This is a genomic window from Jezberella montanilacus, assembly GCF_003003055.1.
Lineage (GTDB): Bacteria > Pseudomonadota > Gammaproteobacteria > Burkholderiales > Burkholderiaceae_B > Zwartia > Zwartia montanilacus.
Genome location: NZ_PVTV01000013.1, coordinates 189,712 through 208,825, shown reverse-complemented (window position 1 = coordinate 208,825; position 19,114 = coordinate 189,712). Strand labels below are relative to the sequence as shown.

The window sequence follows — 19,114 nt, the reverse complement described above, 5'->3', positions numbered from 1 at the left end:
TCTGTTTCGTTAACAAGGGAGCTCCATGCTGGTTCGATCCATTCTCAAAACCTCAGTCGTACTTTTGCCCTTGGGCATCACGCTCAGTGCGTCTGCAAACACCGCGACCGATCTCAGGCAGCTTGAGCCAATTCTGGTGCAAGCGCCCTATCACTCGGCCGTAACCCCCTGGACCACCCGAACTGATCGCGAGAAGCTCGATGATTTACAGGTTCAAGGTTGGGATGATCTTGCTCGCAGCGCAGAGTCGGGCCTCCGGTTCAATAAACAAAGCCAAAGCCTCAACATCAGGGGGTTGGACGAGAGTCGTATCAATACTCGCATCGATGGCATCCGACAGCCCTGGCTGAACGACGGTGCTCGCGGGGTCAGAGGTGGTCTGAGTGCCTTTGACTTCAATACGTTGTGGGCACTTGAAATCGTGCGCGGTGTTGACTCAAACGCAGTGGGTTCAGGTGGCTTGGGCGCTGCAGTGAAACTCCAGACACTGAGTCCAGGTGATTTATTGTCCGCCAGCAAAGATTTTGCGGCTCTGGTTAAAACCGACCTCAACACCTTGGATCAAAGCACTGGTATTCACGCTGCGATTGCTGGTCGTCAGCACAGCACCGAGTGGCTGATCCAGGCTGGTGTGCGGCAGGGGCAGCAAGTGTCAAACATGGGACAAGTTGGCGGTTATGGTCTGGGCAGAAGCCAGCCTGACCCTGCGAACTATGTTCAACAAGCCTATTTGCTGAAAGTGCAACAACGTATTAATTCGGCGCATCGCGTCGGTGTGACAGGCGAGCACTTCGAAAAAGCGAACGAGATCCAAAATTTTTCTGCTCAAGGCCCCACCACGCTTTATATCGGACGTCACCACCAGACCAAAGATGAAAGCCAGCGCGATCGCCTATCGATCGACTATCAATATCGCGGTGTGGATCACAACAGCCTGATCGAGAGTGCCGTGGCGAAGGTTTATTGGCAACAAGTTAGCCTCGATAGTGATTTGACTGCAATGCGCAGACCAGATCCGCGGTCTCGCATCGTGCGTGGTGATCCCTTTAAGTACGGCTACCCATTTGGTTCGTTCGTCCGCCACAACAGCATGAGCGAATCAATGTACGGTGCCGATGCTGAAGTCTCGAAGCGCATTGAAGGCGCGGTCGCTCACAACCTTACTTTTGGCGGCGAGTGGTTCAAAACAGGAGTCAATCAATATTCCTCTGGCGAAGACAACTGCCCCGCCATATCGACTCGTTTGCGACAGCCCTTTGGCCCCAGGCCATGCAACATTCTGCACAGCAACCGCGCCGATGTCCCCAAGGTAGTCGGCACTCAGTGGGCCGCCTGGCTACAGGATGAAATGACAATCAGCGAATTAGGTTTGACGGTCTCTCCCTCGTTACGCTATGACAACTTCCAGCAATCACCGGCTCAAGCGTTCACGCAAGCCGCTGCCTTGAAAGGCCATGTTTCGGGCGCCGCCGATGGCCTGGCCTCAAGTGGTCAGCGGTTTTCTCCAAAACTACTGACGGCTTGGTCACTACATCCTGAAGCAACGCTCTATGCTCAATATGCGACGGGCTTCAACGCCCCAAGTGCCACTCAGCTCTATAGCCACTACGGTAGTTACGGCAGTTACCTGAATGTTGGCAATCCTGCGCTCAAGCCCGAGACCAGTCAAGGTTACGAGGTTGGGCTTCAGCTTGGCAATTACCAGCGTGGTGCCAGCCTGACCTATTTCGATAACCAGTATCAAAACCTCATCGAAAGCAACGTTCCGGTTGGCCCCAAGCAGCCAATCTGGGGTTCACATATCCCCTCGCTGTACCCGTTAGGCATCACCACCGCAGCGAACATTGAAGAGGCGAGGATTTTTGGCCTAGAAGCTCGAGGCCATTTAGAGTTGGGTCACGGCTGGCGCACGTGGGCCAGTGTTGCTTGGGCGGAGGGTCGTGATCAACAAACGCAGCAATACCTGAACTCGGTCGCGCCGCTCACGACGACATGGGGTCTTGGCTATCGGCACCAACAATGGGGCGCCCACGCGGTTCTCTCAGCAGCCGCAGCCCGCACGCATGTTAAGTACCCTCAGCCAACTGCGTCCCTACCGTTAGCGGATTACCAGACGCCGGGATACGGTGTGGTGGACCTTGCCGCCTACTGGCGCCCGCCAACCTTTGATGGCATGACCGTGCATTTAGGCGTCTACAACGTATTTGATAAGCAGTATTGGCAGGCCTCGAATATGCCTTCAGCGGGTGCCAAACCGGCGGCGCTGGCGCAACTGACGCAACGTCCCATTGATTGGTACAGCGAGCCAGGCCGCCACTATCGCCTATCAGTGACCTATCAATACTAACGTCAGGACTAATCCTATGAACACAGCAGAAATCACGCTGCAAAACGCAGCACAGCAAACTGACTACAGTTTCCACGTCGCCGACGTACAGCATCGACTGAAAAAACTCTCAGCCGAGCAACGATCCGCGCGTGCAAGAGACATCGCAAGGCATCTGGGGTTGACTGAGGCGCAGTGGATAGCGGCCGCACAAGAGCGCGTATCCAGTCGTCAATTGCGTTGCGCGCCTTTCGATATCTTCAATCGTGTCAGCGAGTTAGGCGAAGTCATTGCGATTACACGTAACGACATATGCCTGCATGAACTCAAGGGCGTTTACCCAAAACCGCTGTTGGATCGGGGTGTCTTGCTGGTGCAAGGCAACCCCATCGATTTGCGCGTGTTTATTTCGACAATCAAGACGATCTGGTCGGTAACCGAACTCGGACGCAGCAGCCTGCAATGCTTCGATCAAACAGGCACAGCAATACATAAAATATATTGCACAGAGTCAACGGATATTGCCGCCTACCAGCAGCTCGTTGACGATTACGCCGCAGAGCAGGTGACTTGGCCAGGCAAGCTCGATAGCCCGCAGGAGCCGCTTTCGACACGCGTTGAGCAACCCCAGGTATTGCGAGAAGCTTGGCTAGCCATGCAGGATACGCATGAATTTTACGGCTTGATTAAGCGGTTTAAGGTCACACGGGTCACGGCATTTAAAGCAGTCGGGAACGACTTGGCTCAGCGGATCGATCCATTATCTGTAGAAGAGATTTTGCAGGACGTTGCTAACTGCCAACTGCCTATCATGTGCTTTGTTGCAAGCGCAGGCACTATTCAAATTTACAGCGGACCCGTGCACACGCTTTACCGTAAGGGACCCTGGTACAACATCATCGATCCCGACTTCAATCTGCATCTGAAAACGGCGGCGATCGAGTCAGCCTGGGTGGTGCGTAAACCAACTGTTGATGGCTGGGTAACATCGCTTGAGCTCTACGATACTGACGAGCGTCTGATTGTGCAGTTTTTTGGCGCACGCAAGCCGGGGCAACCAGAGCTTGCGGAATGGCGTCGCATCATGCAAGCAAACTGCGAGGTGACCATGGCCTCGTGCCAAGCCTAGCCTGTTTCTAGCCTGAGTTACGCAAACCAGCAGCAACCCCGTTAATCGTGAGATAAATAGCGCGGATCAGCCGGTCATCGTCGTGATCGGTTGTGGCGCGCGCCGTGTTGGCGCGGTGTTGTCTAAGCAAATCGGCCTGCAAGTAATTCAGCGGATCGACGTATGCGAACCGCTCGCGCAACGACATAGCGAGGGCAGGATCATTTGCTAACAGTTCTCGACGAGAAATCATTTTCAGCGCTGATAAGGTCGTGGCATGCTCTTGGCTGATACGGCTAAAGATCTTGTCTCTTAGGCGCTTGCCGGAGACTAACTCTGCATAGCGTGAGGCGATTTTGAGATCTGTCTTGGCGAGGACCATCTCCATATTTGACATGAGCGTACTAAAAAATGGCCAATCCTGAAGCATGTCCTGGAGCAAGTGCAAACGAGCCTTCCGGCTTTTCGCGACCCCCTCAAATCCTTCTTCGATGAAGGTGTGGAGTGCTGTCCCAACCCCGTACCAGCCAGGTAGCATCAGTCTGCATTGCGCCCATGAGAAGCCCCAAGGAATCGCCCGAAGATCTTCGATGTTCTGACCACCCTTGCGGGACGTCGGACGCGAGCCGATATTTAGCCCGCTGATTTCGGCGATGGGCGTTGAAGCAAAAAAATATTTTGCAAAGTCTGCTGTGCCGTAGACCAAATCTCGATACGTCTTCTGTGCGCAATTCGAGAGAAATTCGAGCACATCCCCATACTTGGCAATATGGGCGTCTTCTGTATCCAGGCTATCGCCTTGTGTCAGGCTTGCCTGCAGGCAGGCCGACACGAGATTTTCAAGATGCCAGCGCCCTACCTTGGCGTCTTTGTATTTGCTCTGTATCACCTCGCCCTGTTCGGTTAACCTTAATTGACCAGCGACTGTGCCGGGAGGCTGTGCGAGAATCGCGTCAAAGGTTGAGCCGCCGCCCCGTCCCACACTACCGCCTCGACCATGAAAGAGACGAAGTTTGATGCCGCGACTTTGAAAGACCTCGACAAGTGCTCGCTCGGCTGTGTACAGCGACCAATTGGAGGTGAGATAGCCCCCATCTTTGTTGCTATCCGAATAACCAAGCATAACCTCTTGAACAGCACCCTGTTGGCTGAGAATCCGGTCTCTGATTTCTGGTAGATCAAGAAACTCTGCCATGATCTTTGGCCCGTTCTGCAAATCCGGGATGGTCTCGAAGAGCGGTACAACCATCAACCCGTCATCACGGTTGCTAGCTTGCGTTGCATGCAAGAGGCCTGCTTCTTTGAACAAAACCAATACTTCGAGCAGATCACTTAATGTTTCGGTGTGCGACACGATATATTGTGTGATCGCGGCAGTGCCAAAGTGTTGGCGACCATACGCCGTCGCGCGAATGATCCCAAGTTCACGGGCAGTTTCGTCCGAATAGTTTGTCCACGTGGACGTAAGCGGGCGACCCTGAGCTAGTTCTTTGCGGAGCAGTTCAATTTTGGCGGGTTCTGTTAGCTCGGCGTAAGTAGAGCAACCCTCCGTAAGGGAGACCCCCGCTTTCATAAAGAGTTCTGTCAGTGCTCTTTCATGTACGTCTGAGCTCTGCCTGAGGTCAAGGGCAGCAAGATGAAATCCGAAAACCAAGACAGATTGCAAGAGCGATTGCAGGCGAAGCCGAACAACGGGACCTGCACGATTTGCATCCAGTGACGTGGCAATCACTTGCAATTCATCGAAAAACGCTTGTGGCAGAGGATAAGCCTCCATCCGAGCCGTCCCGGGTCGCGCGATGTCGGCTCCGACTCGCTCCAGAGCAGTGGAGGCAAGCTTCGCGTAAACACCAATGAGCGCTCGACGATAGGGCTCGTCCTCGCGATGCGTGGAGCGGTCAGGACCCTGGTTCGCTAAGTCGAGCAATTCTTTCGATACGCCCGTCAACAAGGTGCTTTGTGATAATTCAGCAGCTAAAGCCTCTACCTCGGATAAGTAGAAGTCGAATATGACATTTGCCCCTTTCGTTAACGCATGGCCCAGTGTCTGCGCATCAACGTTCGGATTCCCATCGCGATCGCCACCAATCCAGCTACCCATTCGCAAAAACGGTCGCAGCGGCTGGGGGGCTGGCGAGAAAGCCGAGTAAGTCTCAGGACCAAGTAATTGAGACAGATCGGCGTAAAGTTTTGGGATCGCCGTCAGAAAGGTGCTGCGGTAATACGACAGGGCGTTTTCAATCTCATCTTGCACCGTCAGTCTGTTTAAGCGAAGCATGCGCGTTTGCCACAGGGTTGAGATCAGGCCCACGAGCTCAACATCGATCTCGGCCTGTTCACTTTCTGTGATTCGACCATCTCGCCGATCAAGCGACTGTGCGATTTTGTGATGCAGATCGAGCGTGCTTTTGCGCTGGACTTCGGTTGGATGTGCCGTGAGCACTGGCACGATGGTCGCTTGCTCAAGTAAAGCCTGCACACGAGAGCGGCTAACCCCTTTTCGTTGCAGCATTTGAATTGACCGAGCGAGCGTCCCGATCGCCGGGATTTCATCGCGCAAGGCTGACGCCCGCTGCCCCTGTTTTTGTCTAAAGTCTTCCGCAATGTTGGCGAGATGGAGAAAATAACTGAAGGCTCGGGCGACCAAGTTAACTTGATCGCCTTTTAGTTTTCTGATTTGCAAGGAGAGCGTGCGATCGTCTTCCTCGCGCGTCTCGCGCCTGAGACGAACTGCCACCCGTCTGAGTGTCTCGATAGATTCAAAGGTTTGCTTGCCTTCGGTTTCTCTAATGACGTCACCGAGTATTCGTCCTAAAAGTCTAATTTCTTCGCGATCAGTGCCGGTCATTTTGTAAAGGCTCCGGTGAGGCCGAGTCCTTCAAGCGTTGTAAGCCGTTTGGTCAGGGCCGCGATTTGAGTCAGGTATGTATTGAATTCTACATGGGCTAACCGACGAGGCGTAGCAAAAGCCAACAGAGGATATTGTTATGATTCTCGAATACAAGATAAAAAATAAAGGGGGCAGACATGTTTTTAAAAGACCAATCTTTAGCTGGTAAACGCGTGGTCGTGACTGCGGGTGCAAACGGTATCGGTCGCGCGATCGCTGAAGGTTTTGCTCAAAATGGCGCAAAGGTATTAATTTGTGATGTCGATCAGGTTGCTTTGAGCCAAATGCTTTCAGACTTGCCAGGCCTGACAGGCTTGCAAGCAGATGTGTCTGATGAAGCCAGCGTGGCGAGCTTATTTCAGGCTGTTGATACCCATCTTGGCGGCTTGGATGTGATGATCAATAATGCGGGTATTGCAGGCCCGACTGGCATGGTCGAAGACCTCGCGCTGGCCGACTGGAACAAAACCCTCGCGATTAACCTGACTGGGCAGTTCTTGTGCGCCAGGCAGGCCGTGCCGCGACTAAAGCAGGCGCAGCGAGCCAGTATGATTAATCTGTCCTCGGCGGCTGGCCATCTCGGTTTTCCGGGGCGAAGCGCCTACGCCGCCTCAAAATGGGGCGTTATCGGCTTTACCAAATCATTAGCCCTTGAGCTTGGTCCTTTTGGGATTCGAGTCAACGCCATCCTGCCCGGCGCTGTCGACGGCCCTCGAATTCGAGCCGTGATTGAGGCGAAGGCGCACACGCTTGGCGCGCCCGTTGAGGAGATCGCGAAGATCTACGAAACTCAGGCTGCAATGGGGTGCCTGGTGACAGTGACTGATATCGCCAACATGGCCTTATTTGCAGCAACCGACGCTGCCCGATACATTAATGGCCAAGAGCTCGTTGTAGACGGTTACACCCAAAAACTAAGTTAAGAGACAAACATGAGAATTGCGGTAATAGGCACAGGATTAATCGGACAAGCTTGGGCGATCGTGTTTGCCCGCGGTAAGCATGAGGTGAGGCTGTGGGATGGTTTCGCCGAAGCAACAGCAAAGGCCATGCCGCTAATCGCTGAGCAACTCAATGATTTGCATCAGGCCGGTTTGATCGATGAACCTGCTGCTGCCTTGCTTGCAAGAATAAAAGGATTCGACAAACTTGAAGACGCGCTCGAAGGCGCTGAGTACGTGCAAGAGAGTTTGCCCGAAAAGCTCGAGATCAAGAAAGAGATCTTTGCCAGGATGGATAAGCTCGTCTCGGCAACGACTGTTCTGGCAAGTTCGACCTCAAGCATCCCTGCCTCCGCTTTCACCGAAGATTTACCTGGTCGGGCGCGTTGCGTGATCGCCCATCCTGTTAACCCTCCCTGTTTTGTACCCGTCGTTGAAATTTGTGGTGCACCCTGGACCGATGCGCAGACCGTGCAAAAAACCTGGGATGTCATGGAAAGCACAGGCCAGAAGCCCGTCAAAATTCATAAAGAGTTGGAGGGTTTCATTTTGAACCGACTGCAAGGCGCCTTATTGCGCGAAGCGGTGAGGCTAGTTGAACAGGGGTACGTGGATGCAGAAGGTCTTGATGTGACCATCAAAGATGGGTTAGGCTTGAGATGGGCATTTATGGGCCCGTTTGAGACCATAGATTTGAATGCACCTGGCGGTATTGCCGATTACGCCAAGCGCTATGGCCCTATGTTCGAGTCGATCTCCAAAGAACAAACTTCGACTGAGCCTTGGTCGGATGAAGTGGTCGCGAAGCTAGAGGCTGAGCGGCGTCAATATCTCGACGCAGACAAATTGCTGGATCGGCGAATGTGGCGTGATCGCAGGCTCATGGCACTTGCGGCCCATAAAAAAGCAGCAGATCGGGATATTGGTAAATAAGGACGGGGTAAGTATTTTTTAAAAGACATCACAATAAGAGAGAGACACCATGGCATCAGCTCGTAAAGTTATCATCACTTGCGCCCCGACAGGCGCGATTCATACCCCCTCCATGTCGCCCTACTTACCCTGCACAGCAGATGAAATCGCCACCGCGGCGATTGATGCAGCGAATGCTGGTGCAGCGATCTTGCATTTGCACGCGCGCGATCCGAAAGATGGAAAACCAACCCAGGACCCCGCCTTTTTCTTGCCGTTTTTGAAGCAAATCAAAGCAGCAACCAATGCAGTAATCAATCTGACGACTGGTGGCAGCCCGCACATGACGGTTGAAGAGCGCATGCGTCCGGCGATGACGTTTATGCCAGAGGTCGCCTCTTTGAACATGGGTTCGATGAACTTTGGTCTTTTTCCTATGCTCGGCAGGTTTAAAGAGTTCAAGCATGAGTGGGAAAGGCAGCATCTGGAAAACAGTCGTGATCTGGTGTTTAAAAATACTTATAAAGACATCGAGACGATTCTTCGCAAAGGGACTGAAAACGGCACTCGCTTTGAATTTGAATGCTACGACGTTAGTCATTTATATAACCTCGCACATTTTGCTGAGCGGGGGTTGGTGACAGGCCCCATCTTTGTGCAGACCGTCTACGGGATTCTGGGCGGTATTGGTCCTCATCCCGAAGATCTGATGCATATGCGTCGCACGGCAGACCGCCTTTTTGGTGATAGCTACCAATGGTCTATCCTCGGCGCAGGGCGTAATCAGATTCCTTTGGCGACCATCGGTGCAGCAATGGGTTCGCATGTTCGCGTGGGTCTGGAAGATTCCTTGTGGATGGGACCAGGCCAACTGGCAGTCTCCAGCGCAGAGCAGGTTTCGCGGATTAGAACGATTCTTGAAGCGCTGAACTTTGAAGTTGCAACACCAGACGAGGCCCGCAACATTCTCGCACTGAAGGGTGGCAATAACGTGGCTTTCTAGCCTTCATCGAACTAAGCCAACACTTTTTAAGCGCTCAACAGTGCAACCCCAAACAACCGAGGTCTTTCATGCGTTATGTGTCAAGCAGTAGCCGGTATTTTTTTTCTGTATGGCTGATGTTGTTTGGTCTGTCGGGTGCACAAGCCCAAGATAAAGTGACACGTTTGATTGTGCCTTTTGCTGCAGGCGCGGCACAAGATTTGATGGCCAGAAGCATCAGCAGCGAACTGGGTCAGGCGCTGGGTCAAACGGTGGTTGTTGAGAACAAAGCCGGTGCGGGCGGTGTGATCGGTACAACGCTGGTCGCTCGCGCGGCACCGGACGGGCAGACCTTGGATATGGCGGCGGCTGGTCACTTAATTGCCAAGTATGTTTACAAAAATCTGCCCTACGATCCGCTGACTGCCTTAGTGCCTGCCGCGTATACGGGTGAAGTTGGTTATGTTTTGATTGTCCCTGGTAACTCGCCTGTCAACACAGTGGCTGACTTGATCAAAATGGTCAAAGCGGATCCAGGCAAGTACAACTACTCCTCAGCTGGCAATGGCAGCATTACCCATCTCTCCATGGCTTATTTTGCAGGACTGGCTGGGTTGAAAATGGAACACATCCCGACCAAATCTACTGGTGAAGCCGTAATGGAAGTCATCACTGGACGCTCACTGGCAACCATCTCGGCCAACATTGTCGCCTTGGGCTTTAAGGACGATAAGCGAGTTAAATTGATTGCTGTGACCGCTGCGGAGCGGTCACGATTCTTGCCCGAGGTACTAACCATTGCAGAGTCAGGCTTGCCCGGGTACGCGGTGAGTTCCTGGTTCGGTTTGCTCGCGCCCGCTGGTACACCAGCCCCTGTTTTAGACAAAATTCAAGCTGCAACAGTTAAGGCAATGCAAAATCCTGCGGTACAAGAGCGACTGGCTAAACAAGGGGTTGAAGTCAAAATCCTTAGCAACGCTGAGTTTGCTGAAGTGCTTAAAAAGTCTGATGTTCAAGTTGCGGAAATGGTTAAAAAGGCTGGCGTAGAACCCATTGAATGATGGGTCTATGAGCTTTTAGGTATCATTCTCATCTTGCAAGTGTAAATAGCCGTTTTGGCAATTCGCCAGACGGTTGTTTTTTATGGATTGCCATGAAACCTTTTTTTACCTTCGCGCACTTCATTGATGCAGTGAATAATTTTTTTGCCATGATCGCCAAGTGGTCAGTCATCCTGTGCGTTTTTATCAGCGCACTGAATGCCATCGTTCGGTACACATTTAGTTACAGCTCTAATGCATGGATTGAGATCCAGTGGTATTTGTTTACTGCTTGCGTCATGCTGGGTGCAGCTCAGGTTTTTCGGGTCAACGAGCACGTTCGCGTTGATGTGATCTATGGAACCTTATCAAGCACAAAGCGGATATGGATCGACATTTTTGGATTAGTGCTGTTTTTGCTCCCTGCTATGGCGATTTTTGCCTACCTGTCGTGGCCGATGTTTTGGGGCATGTACCTGTCGGGTGAAATGTCGAGTAACACAGGTGGTTTGATCCGCTGGCCCGTTGTTTTGATGTTGCCTCTGGGGTTTACTCTGGTTTGGCTGCAAGGGTGGTCAGAGCTGATCAAGCGGATTGGCTGGCTACTTGGTCAATATGAGATGGATTTGACCTACGAGAGGCCCTTGCAATGATGAGCATGCAGACCTTTGCCCCGCTTATGTTTGCGGGTTTAGTTTTCATCATGTTGATCGGCTTTCCGGTGGCGTTTTCACTATCTGCCCTGGGATTGATCTCGGCAGCTATCGCCATTTACATGGGCTGGTTTCCCGCTAGCTTTATGTACAACTTGCCCTTGAATGTCTTTAGTATTCTGACGAACGACCTTCTGCTGGCTATCCCTTTCTTTACGCTGATGGGGGCAGTCCTGGAGAAGTGTGGTCTTGCTGAGGATATGCTGGATTCGATGGGACAGCTGTTTGGCCCGGTTCGTGGCGGCCTCGGCTACTCGGTCATTATTGTGGGCTTTATTCTCGGCGCGATCACGGGTACGGTTGCCGGGCAGGTGATTGCGATGGCCATGATTTCGCTGCCTGTCATGATGCGTTATGGCTACAACATGCGTTATGCCACCGGGGTGTTGGCGGCCTCGGGCACCATCACTCAGCTCGTTCCGCCATCCTTAGTGTTGGTGGTGATGGCCGATCAACTTGGGCGCTCAGTTGGGGATATGTACAAAGGCGCCTGGGGGCCATCGATCCTTCAGGTCGGCATTTTCATGCTCTATACCTTTATCTTGAGCCGCGTGAAACCGTCTTATTTGCCCGGCATCCCGAGAGAGGCAATTGAGTTGCGAGGATGGCTACTGTGGAAAAAATGCCTGCGTGGGATTATCCCCTCTGCGCTACTTATTTTCGCGGTCTTGGGCAGTATGGGTGGATTGCCTGGGATGGACACTGCCGTTGCGACACCAACTGAAGCTGGCGCAATGGGCGCTGTAGGTGCCATCTTGTTGGCCGCCTTTCATCGTCGCTTGAACTGGGACATCATCAAAAACGGGATTACAGGCACCATGCGCATTACAGCCATGGTGGTTTTCATTCTGATCGGTTCGCGTGTTTTCTCGCTGGTGTTTCAAGGCGTTGATGGCGCAATCTGGATTGAACACATGCTCTCTGGTTTGCCAGGTGGTCAGATAGGGTTCCTGGTGGCGGTCAATCTTTTCGTGTTCTTTCTGGCATTTTTTCTGGATTTCTTTGAAATCGCATTCATCATTCTGCCCATGTTGGCGCCGGTCGCAAATAAGCTCGGCATCGATATGATCTGGTTTGGTGTGCTGTTATGCGTCAATATGCAAACGAGTTTCATGCATCCGCCGTTTGGTTTTGCGCTGTTCTATCTGCGTGGTGCCGCAGATCAGATCTTCAAAGACGGGACACTGCCCAGAAAGGTTTTATCCAAAGACATTTATCTTGGCTCCATCCCCTTCGTCCTGTTACAGCTTGTACTGGTTGTTATCGTGATTTTCGTCCCACAGACGGTAACGATTTTTGTGGATAAACCCAAAGTAATTGACCTGAACTCCGTGCAGATCGAAGTGCCCAAGGACCTGAGCAACGATAGTGAAGATGACACTGACGGTCAGGATAATAGTGCTCAAATGATGAAAAACTTTAAATAAATCATGATCATTAAGCTCACAAGAAAGTTTGTCTCAACAGCCGCGCTGGCCCTGCTGTCGGTGATGCTTGCCAGCACGGCATTGTCACAGGTTTATCCGGACAAGCCCATTTCTATTCTTGTCGGGTTTCCTCCAGGCACGTCAACAGATTCCATTGCACGAATTATTGGTGAAAAACTTAATCGGGATCTGGGCCAGCCTGTCATCATCAAAAACAAACCTGGGGCTGGTGGCGGCTTAGCCTTAGCCGAGCTTGCCAAGTCCAAGGCCGATGGCTATACGCTAGCACTGTCAGCGTCAGGCCCTTTAGGCATCAACCCACATATTTACAAAGTCACTAATTACGACGCTTTAAATGACTTTGACCCGATCGGTCAGACGTCTTGGCTGCCCTTTTTGTTGGTAACAAACAAAACCAAGGGGCTCGATACCTTGCAGAAGCTGACAGACTTTGCGAAGGCTAACCCCGATAAGCTCAACTATTCGTCGATCGGGGTGGGGACAACCAGCCATTTGCTGATGGCGATGTTGATGGTCAAAACACAAACCAAGATCACCCATGTCCCCTATACCGGTAGCAGTCAATCACAACAGGATGTCATTGGCGGTAACGTCGATATGACCTTTGACACTTTGGTTTCGACTTTGCCTCATGTTAAGTCGGGCCGGTTGAATGCGGTTGGGGTGAGCACGCACCAGCGTGCCAGATTAGACCCCTCAATACCGACACTTGAAGAGCAAGGCGTCAGCGACTTTAATATGGGAGCCTGGCTTGGCTTTGTTGCACCGAAAGGGACTGATCCCGTAATCGTGCAAAAACTACACGATCAGATCAATATTATTTTGAAAGACCCCGACGTCACCGAAAAGCTTGAAGCACTCGGTGCCGAGGTCGTCACCAGCGCAAGTCCCCAAGCATTTTCAACGCTGATTCAGAACAACTACAAAGTCTGGGGCGAGCTGGTTAAACAGGCGGGTGTTGAGCAGAAATAGCTTCACCAAAATCGCCGCTTGTACGTGGGCGGGCGCTTTAAATTAGTTGGCGTATCTGGTGACATAAACTGCCGCGGCAAACAGTGATGGCAATAAGCCAGCCAATAGTGCGACGATGCGCCATGTTTGCTTGGTCAATTCACTATGCAGGGTTGATTCAACCCGATTAATCGATGCGTTCATGCGGGTTTCGAGGCATGCCAAATCCTCACGCGTTGCGAGTGAGGGGATAATGGCTTCTAATCGGGCAAGTCTGATTTCCATTTTGGGATTTTAGATAGTTCCGATCGCAGACTTCAATACGTAGACCGAGTTTATTTTGTAACTAATGGTTTCGTGTCTTTAGATACTTATCAATCGAGCACTACAGTTTTGAAGTCGCCCGGCACGACTAACTCGAGGATTTCAACGTCGTCCGAGTGTGCAATCTCACGATGGCGGATGCCCGGAGGTTGATGCACGCAAGTGCCCGCTTCGAGTTTGTGCTGTCCATGCCCTTCGTATTCGAAGATCGCCCAGCCTTTCAAGACATAAACCAATTGCATATCGATTTCATGTTTATGCCATTCACCGTGGGCATTCGTCCCTTTGACAGCCTTAATGACATGCATCACTGCTTTGCCTTTTGTTGCACTGTGTATGCCCAAATCACGATAGTCGAAATACTCACGCAAGCCGTCGTGCTTGAAGCTTGCATCTTTGGCGTGCTGGATACTGAATTCCATGTTGTCTTCCTCTAAAAAAGTCCCCCGACTTTTTTTAGCTGCGCCGGGCGATGATCAATGCTTAAACGGTCTGTACCCGTGTCACGAAGGGATTAGCCTACATTTTGGCGAAACATAGCTAGCGTGCGCTCTCGGGCAAGCTTGGCAGAGGCTGCATCATACGAACCCCGTTGATCGCAATTGAAGCCATGATCTGCAGGGTAGTAAAACGCTTCCGCAGCGGGATAGGCTGCAGCGACGGTCTTGGCTTGCTCTAAAGTAATTGAGTGATCCTTTTCGGCGAAATGAAACGCGACAGGACATTGCAGCGTCTCTGACAGGAAGTTCGGTAATGCGCCACCATAGTAGGACGATGCAGCAGACAAGCCGGCCACTCGGGCGGCAGCCAGGAAGGTGACGACACCGCCCCAGCAGTAACCCACGATCCCTGCTTTGCCAGCAGATTTGCCGTAGGCAAGCACTGCGGCTACGTCGAGCATGACGTCGTTAAAGCTCACTTTTTTCATGATTTCGATACCAGCAGCAATATCAGGCTGAGAGTAACCAACCTCAAAGTGACGCTGAGCACGGTCAAAGTAAGACCCTGCCACTGCCAGATAGCCGTCTGCGGCGTAACCGTCAGCGACTGATTTGATATGGCTATTAACACCAAATATCTCAGGAACGACGACGATTAAACCGCGAGGCGCACCAGTGGGCTCCGCGACGTATGCATCGAACTCGTGACCATCGGCGGCCTTCAATTGAACAACTTTACTCATTTCTATCTCCGGTGAGTGGTTAATAATTAGCCATTAGGCACAAGACAAACTGAACCTCTATTTTCTGTTTGAGCCGTAAGTGTCGGTCAGGTATTCCACAATTGAAGGTACGTCTTCTTCAGCAAGCGGTGCTTTGAAAACATTTTTCATTTTCAGCACAGTTGCTTGCCAGTAGCCTTTGCCACTGTTCGGTGGCTGGTACTCAGCGTAGTGGGCAGAGTGGCAAGTTGAACAGTTGGCCAGGGTTGTTTGATAACCGGGCAACGACGACGTTCGCCACAGGATGCCATCTTCAGGCAACGTGATTTCTTTGGCTAACAAGGCCGCAGGAAACAAAACGATAGCTAAACAGACAAGTTTGGTTTTCATTGATGCATCCTTCAAACAGCAGTGACAACAATGGATTCGATTACATTTCGCATGTAACCGGGTGGGTTCCAGCGCGCATTCGTCGGCTGGGTTTCACCCGCAGCATTGAAGGCTTGTGTGCGCAAATCCAATGCACCTTTCTGCGCGGGTTTGAACTCAAGGCTCCAGGGACGGAAAGAGTATTTACCCAAGTCCTGCCCCAGTTTTGCTGCAACCCAATTTTTACCGCCATCTTGCGAAAACCGAACCTGCTTGATGCCAGCACCGCTATCGAACGCGATCCCCCTGACTAACGTCGCTTTGCCGACAGGCACGACACTTTTGTCATTTAGGTTGGTGATGAATGATCTCACGCCGAATTTATTGATTGGGATGGTTTTAGTCATCGGCGTGCCTGGCTCGACACACTGACAATCGGTATCCGGGATGCGATAAGCTGAGGCCATCCAAAAACCAGTGAATACGTCATTGATAACGTTGATCTGGCTCAGATGCTTGATCCAATACGTACCGAAATATCCAGGCACGATCAATTTGATCGGATAGCCGTTCAAGAACGGGATGTCAGCGCCGTTCATTTGATAGGCGACCATCACTTCACCGTCCAACGCGTGATCGATATCCAACGCTTTGACAAAGTCCGGGCCATCGCCAAGTGGTGGTTTATCCAGGCCATCGAAGCTAACCTGCTTGGCACCCTGCCCAGGGTTTGCCGCTTTCAAAATATCTTTAAGCGGGACACCGACCCAAGCTGCATTGCCCATCGCGCCGTTGCTTAACTGACCGCCGTTGACCCGCGGCTCAAAAAAGCCGCGGCTATTGCCCGAGCATTGATTCACTGCAACGATCTTTTTGGCTGTGAACTTTGTTTTTAGATCGTTTAGCGACAATTCAAGCGGTTTGGCAACGTTGCCACCAATTTTTAATCGATACGTTTGCGGGTCAATCGAAGTGGGCAAACCGTTCCAGTGATAGCGCACAAAAAACTCATCGTTCGGCGTGATGACTTTGTTATCAAAATTGCTGAAGGGGGTCTCAAGTTGTGGCGGTCTGACCGTCAGCACGATCATCGGCTTTTTTTCAGGAAACGCAATCAGATCCCGTTCGCCATAGGCAAACGGCAAAACCGCTTTGTTATCTGCTGCCGCGGTTAATGACGAGAGTGATGCCGAAGCAGCGCCTGCTAGTCCCAGCGCAAGTAGCTTTCGCCGACCTGCAACCTGATCATGATTGGTGGCCATGTTGGATCCCTCAAAACAAAGATTGTTACAAAAAAGTGTAGTCTCTACATATTACGAGCGATCGACGGCTTCTTTCTGTTTAATCACCAGCCACAAGGGTTACTACCTAGCGGAGTAGCGGCCGATCGCCAATACTGCTCGACGCCAAAGACTGATAAAGGCGGTTTAAGTCGATGTGCCAGGCCCCAGTGCGTCTGTTCAGGTCGTTCGTCAATATCCTCAGCCGACTCGGGCCGTAATGTCTCACAAACATAGTTGTGCGGATGTTGAAGCCTCATCACCTCGATACCTGTCCTTGCGAGGGATAAACGGGCAATAGACCCGAGACTGGTCCGAACGCGCGTCTCTAACCCTCGTAAGGCCGCCGCAGCCAGCAAGTATCCCGTGCCAAAATCCAGTGCTTGCACCGGCAGGGGAGTAGGCCTGTCTTTTTGTTGAACCCGCTGCCCCATCTCAGCTATCCCCATGCTCATCTGTACCAGGCTGTCGAAGCCACGTCGATGCCGCCAAGGTCCGGTATGGCCGTAAGCATCCAAAGAGACGTCGATCAGCCCTGGCCTTAGCTTTTGACGCTCAGTTGCACCTAGTCCCATCGCTTCGAGCGCGTCGCTTCGATAGCCATGCACCATAACGTCTGCTTGTTGAATCAGCGCTTTGAAAAGATCGAGGTTGCCGGGTGCTCGCAAGTCGACGCGGGCACAACGTTTACCTACTGTCATTTCAGGTTCATTGCCGGGTTCTGTCCACCACGGTGGGTCGACCCGCAGCACATCCGCCCCAAACGCGCCAAGCATCCTCGTGCAAGTCGGCCCTGCCAGAACCCGCGTCAGATCCAGCACTTTTAAGCCCTCTAAGGGCCTAGCACGGTTAAATGCCCAAGTAGGTTGATGTGCCCTGTCGCCGTTTTCCCAGGCGATCAGTGGCTCGGCCATGACCGCCTGACCTTGGGGATGCTGTTGCCAGGCTTCCCAAGTGCGCATGGTGGCAGCGCAACCTTTGTTTGCAACCACCGCTGACTCTAGTTCGTCACAGTGCCAGGTCGCGACGGCCTTTGCGACCGACTCGCGATTATTATCCGCGCTCAGCACAGCAAGCGCCGCCTGTCGATGATGGGGCGCATTGGTGTGCAGGCGAATCCAGCCGTCTCGTGCCAGGTAGTCGCCGGCAGTCGGGTCGCTGTTCGGCGGTGTTTTCCAACCAACGGGACGTAGCGAATCGTGAAACCAAAAAGATGTTAACCGCCTGTCGATCATGACGGGCGTCTCGTGGCTATCATCAAACCCCGTCGCGCCGATTAGGCTAGCCAAGGCAAGGCCGCAGGTGCCAACGGTCGCTGAGGCGAACGACGTGACAGCAAAAGTAGAGGGTAATTCACCCAGTCCGACGAAGGAAACTTGATCGACTTTTGCTGGATCCCCTCGGGCGGCATGCCAAAAGGACTTCAGAATATCCAGATCACTGGTCATTTCATGTTCTCGAACGAGCGGCTTGCACGGGCTTAATAAAACGCTTTCTCATCTAAAGACAGATGGGGAAATGCGCTCAAAACGTGACTATCCGTGACTGATGGTAGTGTCTGCAAATAGCTTGGATTAAGCTCTGCTAATGAGGTCACTCCAAGCAAGCCCATGCACGTGCGGACCTCAGTCTCGAGTAGCTCAAGAATCCGCACAACACCAGCAACGCCGTCAGCGGCCAGGCCATAACACTGCATACGTCCCATGCCCACCATGTCGGCGCCCATGGCGATCGCTTTGACGATATCTGTGCCGCGGTTGAAGCCGCCATCGACGATGATTTGTGCACGCCCGTTTACTGCTTGCACGACCTCGGGCAGTGCATCCATGCTGCCGCGGTCATGGTCAAGTTGTCTGCCACCGTGGTTGGAGACGTAAATCATATCCACGCCATGTTCGACAGCCATTTCGGCATCTTCAGCGGTGCTGATGCCTTTTAAAATCAGCGGAATAGAGAGCTTCGATTTCAAGCGGTCCACGTCTTTCCAGGTAATCTGGGGCTGAAACTCCCGCCCAGGGACGTTGCTGCGACGAATGTTGCGTTGAGCAATGTCGCGTTCGCGGCGGCTGTAATACGCACTATCCACCGTCAAGCAGAATGCGCTGCAACCTGCAGCCATGGTGCGTGTTGCAATATCATCCACCCAAGCAGCATCGCCATGCACATACAACTGAAAAAGCCGCAAGGCATCCGGCACTGCTTCTGCAACTGCTTCAAAATTAACCTTGCACACCGAGCTCAGCATATGACCAATGCCGAAGTCGCGCGCAGCCGTTGCAGCCGCCACCGCAGAGTCGGGTGCAAAGAGCTCAAGACTACCGACAGGCGCCAGCAAAACGGGTAGTCGAAGGTCTCGTCCCAAAAACGTGGTTCCGGGATTTACCTTGCGTACGTCGCGTAATATTCTCGGTTTAAAGGCTAACTTGTCTAGCGCGGCGCGATTGCGTTTTACAGTCGTCTCAGTCTCAGTGCCCCCGACAATGTAATCCCAGTTGTCATGATTGAGTTTCTGTCGGGCTTTTTGAACGATTTCGTGCAGCGTTAAAAATGATGATACGGCCTCTGCCGGGGCTGATTTTGTCTCTGAGCTTGTCATGATGCAACCGATTTCTTGGAATAGTCTTGGTAATGTAGGCATCGACCCACCGTTTGTCAACGAAGGAGCCAC

17 protein-coding genes are annotated in these 19,114 nt (G+C 52.3%); 9 read left to right on the top strand and 8 right to left on the bottom strand.

What is annotated here, in order from left to right:
• Positions 1-25: 25 nt before the first annotated feature.
• Together BCM14_RS08680 and BCM14_RS08675 are read left to right on the top strand one after the other, a co-directional pair.
• The gene (locus BCM14_RS08680) at positions 26-2,347 is read left to right on the top strand and encodes a TonB-dependent hemoglobin/transferrin/lactoferrin family receptor (protein WP_106227615.1); all 2,322 of its coding nucleotides are present in this window, start codon (positions 26-28) and stop codon (positions 2,345-2,347) included.
• A gap of 16 nt (positions 2,348-2,363) precedes the next feature.
• Complete coding sequence (locus BCM14_RS08675) at positions 2,364-3,455, top strand: hemin-degrading factor (RefSeq protein ID WP_106227614.1); 1,092 nt, start codon at positions 2,364-2,366, stop codon at positions 3,453-3,455.
• A 7-nt stretch (positions 3,456-3,462) separates the two neighbouring features.
• Here BCM14_RS08675 and ppc read toward each other — a convergent pair whose 3' ends face one another.
• Entirely contained in the window at positions 3,463-6,282 is a 2,820-nt protein-coding gene (ppc, locus tag BCM14_RS08670; RefSeq protein ID WP_106227613.1) for a phosphoenolpyruvate carboxylase, read from the bottom strand.
• Positions 6,283-6,461: 179 nt separating this feature from the next.
• On the opposite strand from ppc, the gene BCM14_RS08665 reads away from it, so the two are divergent.
• From BCM14_RS08665 to BCM14_RS08635, 7 genes are all read left to right on the top strand, one after another.
• Positions 6,462-7,247: an SDR family oxidoreductase gene (locus tag BCM14_RS08665; protein ID WP_106227612.1), complete on the top strand. Its 786-nt coding sequence runs from the start codon at positions 6,462-6,464 to the stop codon at positions 7,245-7,247.
• A 9-nt stretch (positions 7,248-7,256) separates the two neighbouring features.
• Positions 7,257-8,198, top strand: a complete 942-nt coding sequence (locus BCM14_RS08660) for a 3-hydroxyacyl-CoA dehydrogenase (protein ID WP_106227611.1) — start codon at positions 7,257-7,259, stop codon at positions 8,196-8,198.
• A gap of 49 nt (positions 8,199-8,247) precedes the next feature.
• Entirely contained in the window at positions 8,248-9,180 is a 933-nt protein-coding gene (gene kce / locus BCM14_RS08655) for a 3,5-dioxohexanoate:acetyl-CoA acetone transferase (protein ID WP_106227610.1), read from the top strand.
• 68 nt (positions 9,181-9,248) lie between these two features.
• Positions 9,249-10,220, top strand: coding sequence for a tripartite tricarboxylate transporter substrate-binding protein (locus tag BCM14_RS08650; protein WP_106227609.1), 972 nt, complete (start codon positions 9,249-9,251; stop codon positions 10,218-10,220).
• Between the two features lie 92 nt (positions 10,221-10,312).
• Positions 10,313-10,852 (top strand): TRAP transporter small permease subunit, encoded by a 540-nt coding sequence (locus tag BCM14_RS08645; protein WP_106227608.1) that lies wholly within the window; start codon positions 10,313-10,315, stop codon positions 10,850-10,852.
• Entirely contained in the window at positions 10,852-12,339 is a 1,488-nt protein-coding gene (locus BCM14_RS08640; RefSeq protein ID WP_106227750.1) for a TRAP transporter large permease, read from the top strand. The genes BCM14_RS08645 and BCM14_RS08640 overlap by 1 nt, the downstream gene beginning before the upstream one ends.
• A 3-nt stretch (positions 12,340-12,342) precedes the next feature.
• Complete coding sequence (locus BCM14_RS08635; RefSeq protein ID WP_259673511.1) at positions 12,343-13,332, top strand: Bug family tripartite tricarboxylate transporter substrate binding protein; 990 nt, start codon at positions 12,343-12,345, stop codon at positions 13,330-13,332.
• 42 nt (positions 13,333-13,374) lie between these two features.
• On the opposite strand, the gene BCM14_RS08630 is transcribed toward BCM14_RS08635, so the two are convergent.
• From BCM14_RS08630 to BCM14_RS08600, 7 genes are all read right to left on the bottom strand, one after another.
• On the bottom strand, positions 13,375-13,596 hold the full coding sequence (locus BCM14_RS08630) for a hypothetical protein (RefSeq protein WP_106227607.1): 222 nt from the start codon (positions 13,594-13,596) through the stop codon (positions 13,375-13,377).
• Positions 13,597-13,685: 89 nt separating this feature from the next.
• A complete protein-coding gene (locus BCM14_RS08625; RefSeq protein WP_106227606.1) occupies positions 13,686-14,057 on the bottom strand; it encodes a cupin domain-containing protein in 372 nt (123 codons plus the stop codon).
• 92 nt (positions 14,058-14,149) lie between these two features.
• A complete protein-coding gene (locus BCM14_RS08620) occupies positions 14,150-14,818 on the bottom strand; it encodes a dienelactone hydrolase family protein (RefSeq protein WP_106227605.1) in 669 nt (222 codons plus the stop codon).
• Positions 14,819-14,875: 57 nt separating this feature from the next.
• The gene (gene sorB / locus BCM14_RS08615; protein ID WP_106227604.1) at positions 14,876-15,187 is read right to left on the bottom strand and encodes a SorB family sulfite dehydrogenase c-type cytochrome subunit; all 312 of its coding nucleotides are present in this window, start codon (positions 15,185-15,187) and stop codon (positions 14,876-14,878) included.
• Between the two features lie 11 nt (positions 15,188-15,198).
• On the bottom strand, positions 15,199-16,428 hold the full coding sequence (sorA, locus tag BCM14_RS08610; protein WP_106227603.1) for a SorA family sulfite dehydrogenase catalytic subunit: 1,230 nt from the start codon (positions 16,426-16,428) through the stop codon (positions 15,199-15,201).
• An 83-nt stretch (positions 16,429-16,511) separates the two neighbouring features.
• On the bottom strand, positions 16,512-17,894 hold the full coding sequence (locus BCM14_RS08605) for a CoA transferase (protein WP_106227602.1): 1,383 nt from the start codon (positions 17,892-17,894) through the stop codon (positions 16,512-16,514).
• Between the two features lie 32 nt (positions 17,895-17,926).
• The gene (locus BCM14_RS08600) at positions 17,927-19,042 is read right to left on the bottom strand and encodes an alpha-hydroxy acid oxidase (RefSeq protein ID WP_106227748.1); all 1,116 of its coding nucleotides are present in this window, start codon (positions 19,040-19,042) and stop codon (positions 17,927-17,929) included.
• Between the last annotated feature and the right edge of the window lie 72 nt (positions 19,043-19,114).

Bases quoted from the DNA above. Each gene is read 5' to 3' on its own strand.
- BCM14_RS08680 (WP_106227615.1), top strand. From the start codon at position 26: ATGCTGGTTCGATCCATTCTCAAAACCTCAGTCGTACTTTTGCCCTTG.
- BCM14_RS08675 (WP_106227614.1), top strand. From the start codon at position 2,364: ATGAACACAGCAGAAATCACGCTGCAAAACGCAGCACAGCAAACTGAC.
- ppc (WP_106227613.1), bottom strand. From the start codon at position 6,282: ATGACCGGCACTGATCGCGAAGAAATTAGACTTTTAGGACGAATACTC.
- BCM14_RS08665 (WP_106227612.1), top strand. From the start codon at position 6,462: ATGTTTTTAAAAGACCAATCTTTAGCTGGTAAACGCGTGGTCGTGACT.
- BCM14_RS08660 (WP_106227611.1), top strand. From the start codon at position 7,257: ATGAGAATTGCGGTAATAGGCACAGGATTAATCGGACAAGCTTGGGCG.
- kce (WP_106227610.1), top strand. From the start codon at position 8,248: ATGGCATCAGCTCGTAAAGTTATCATCACTTGCGCCCCGACAGGCGCG.
- BCM14_RS08650 (WP_106227609.1), top strand. From the start codon at position 9,249: ATGCGTTATGTGTCAAGCAGTAGCCGGTATTTTTTTTCTGTATGGCTG.
- BCM14_RS08645 (WP_106227608.1), top strand. From the start codon at position 10,313: ATGAAACCTTTTTTTACCTTCGCGCACTTCATTGATGCAGTGAATAAT.
- BCM14_RS08640 (WP_106227750.1), top strand. From the start codon at position 10,852: ATGAGCATGCAGACCTTTGCCCCGCTTATGTTTGCGGGTTTAGTTTTC.
- BCM14_RS08635 (WP_259673511.1), top strand. From the start codon at position 12,343: ATGATCATTAAGCTCACAAGAAAGTTTGTCTCAACAGCCGCGCTGGCC.
- BCM14_RS08630 (WP_106227607.1), bottom strand. From the start codon at position 13,596: ATGGAAATCAGACTTGCCCGATTAGAAGCCATTATCCCCTCACTCGCA.
- BCM14_RS08625 (WP_106227606.1), bottom strand. From the start codon at position 14,057: ATGGAATTCAGTATCCAGCACGCCAAAGATGCAAGCTTCAAGCACGAC.
- BCM14_RS08620 (WP_106227605.1), bottom strand. From the start codon at position 14,818: ATGAGTAAAGTTGTTCAATTGAAGGCCGCCGATGGTCACGAGTTCGAT.
- sorB (WP_106227604.1), bottom strand. From the start codon at position 15,187: ATGAAAACCAAACTTGTCTGTTTAGCTATCGTTTTGTTTCCTGCGGCC.
- sorA (WP_106227603.1), bottom strand. From the start codon at position 16,428: ATGGCCACCAATCATGATCAGGTTGCAGGTCGGCGAAAGCTACTTGCG.
- BCM14_RS08605 (WP_106227602.1), bottom strand. From the start codon at position 17,894: ATGACCAGTGATCTGGATATTCTGAAGTCCTTTTGGCATGCCGCCCGA.
- BCM14_RS08600 (WP_106227748.1), bottom strand. From the start codon at position 19,042: ATGACAAGCTCAGAGACAAAATCAGCCCCGGCAGAGGCCGTATCATCA.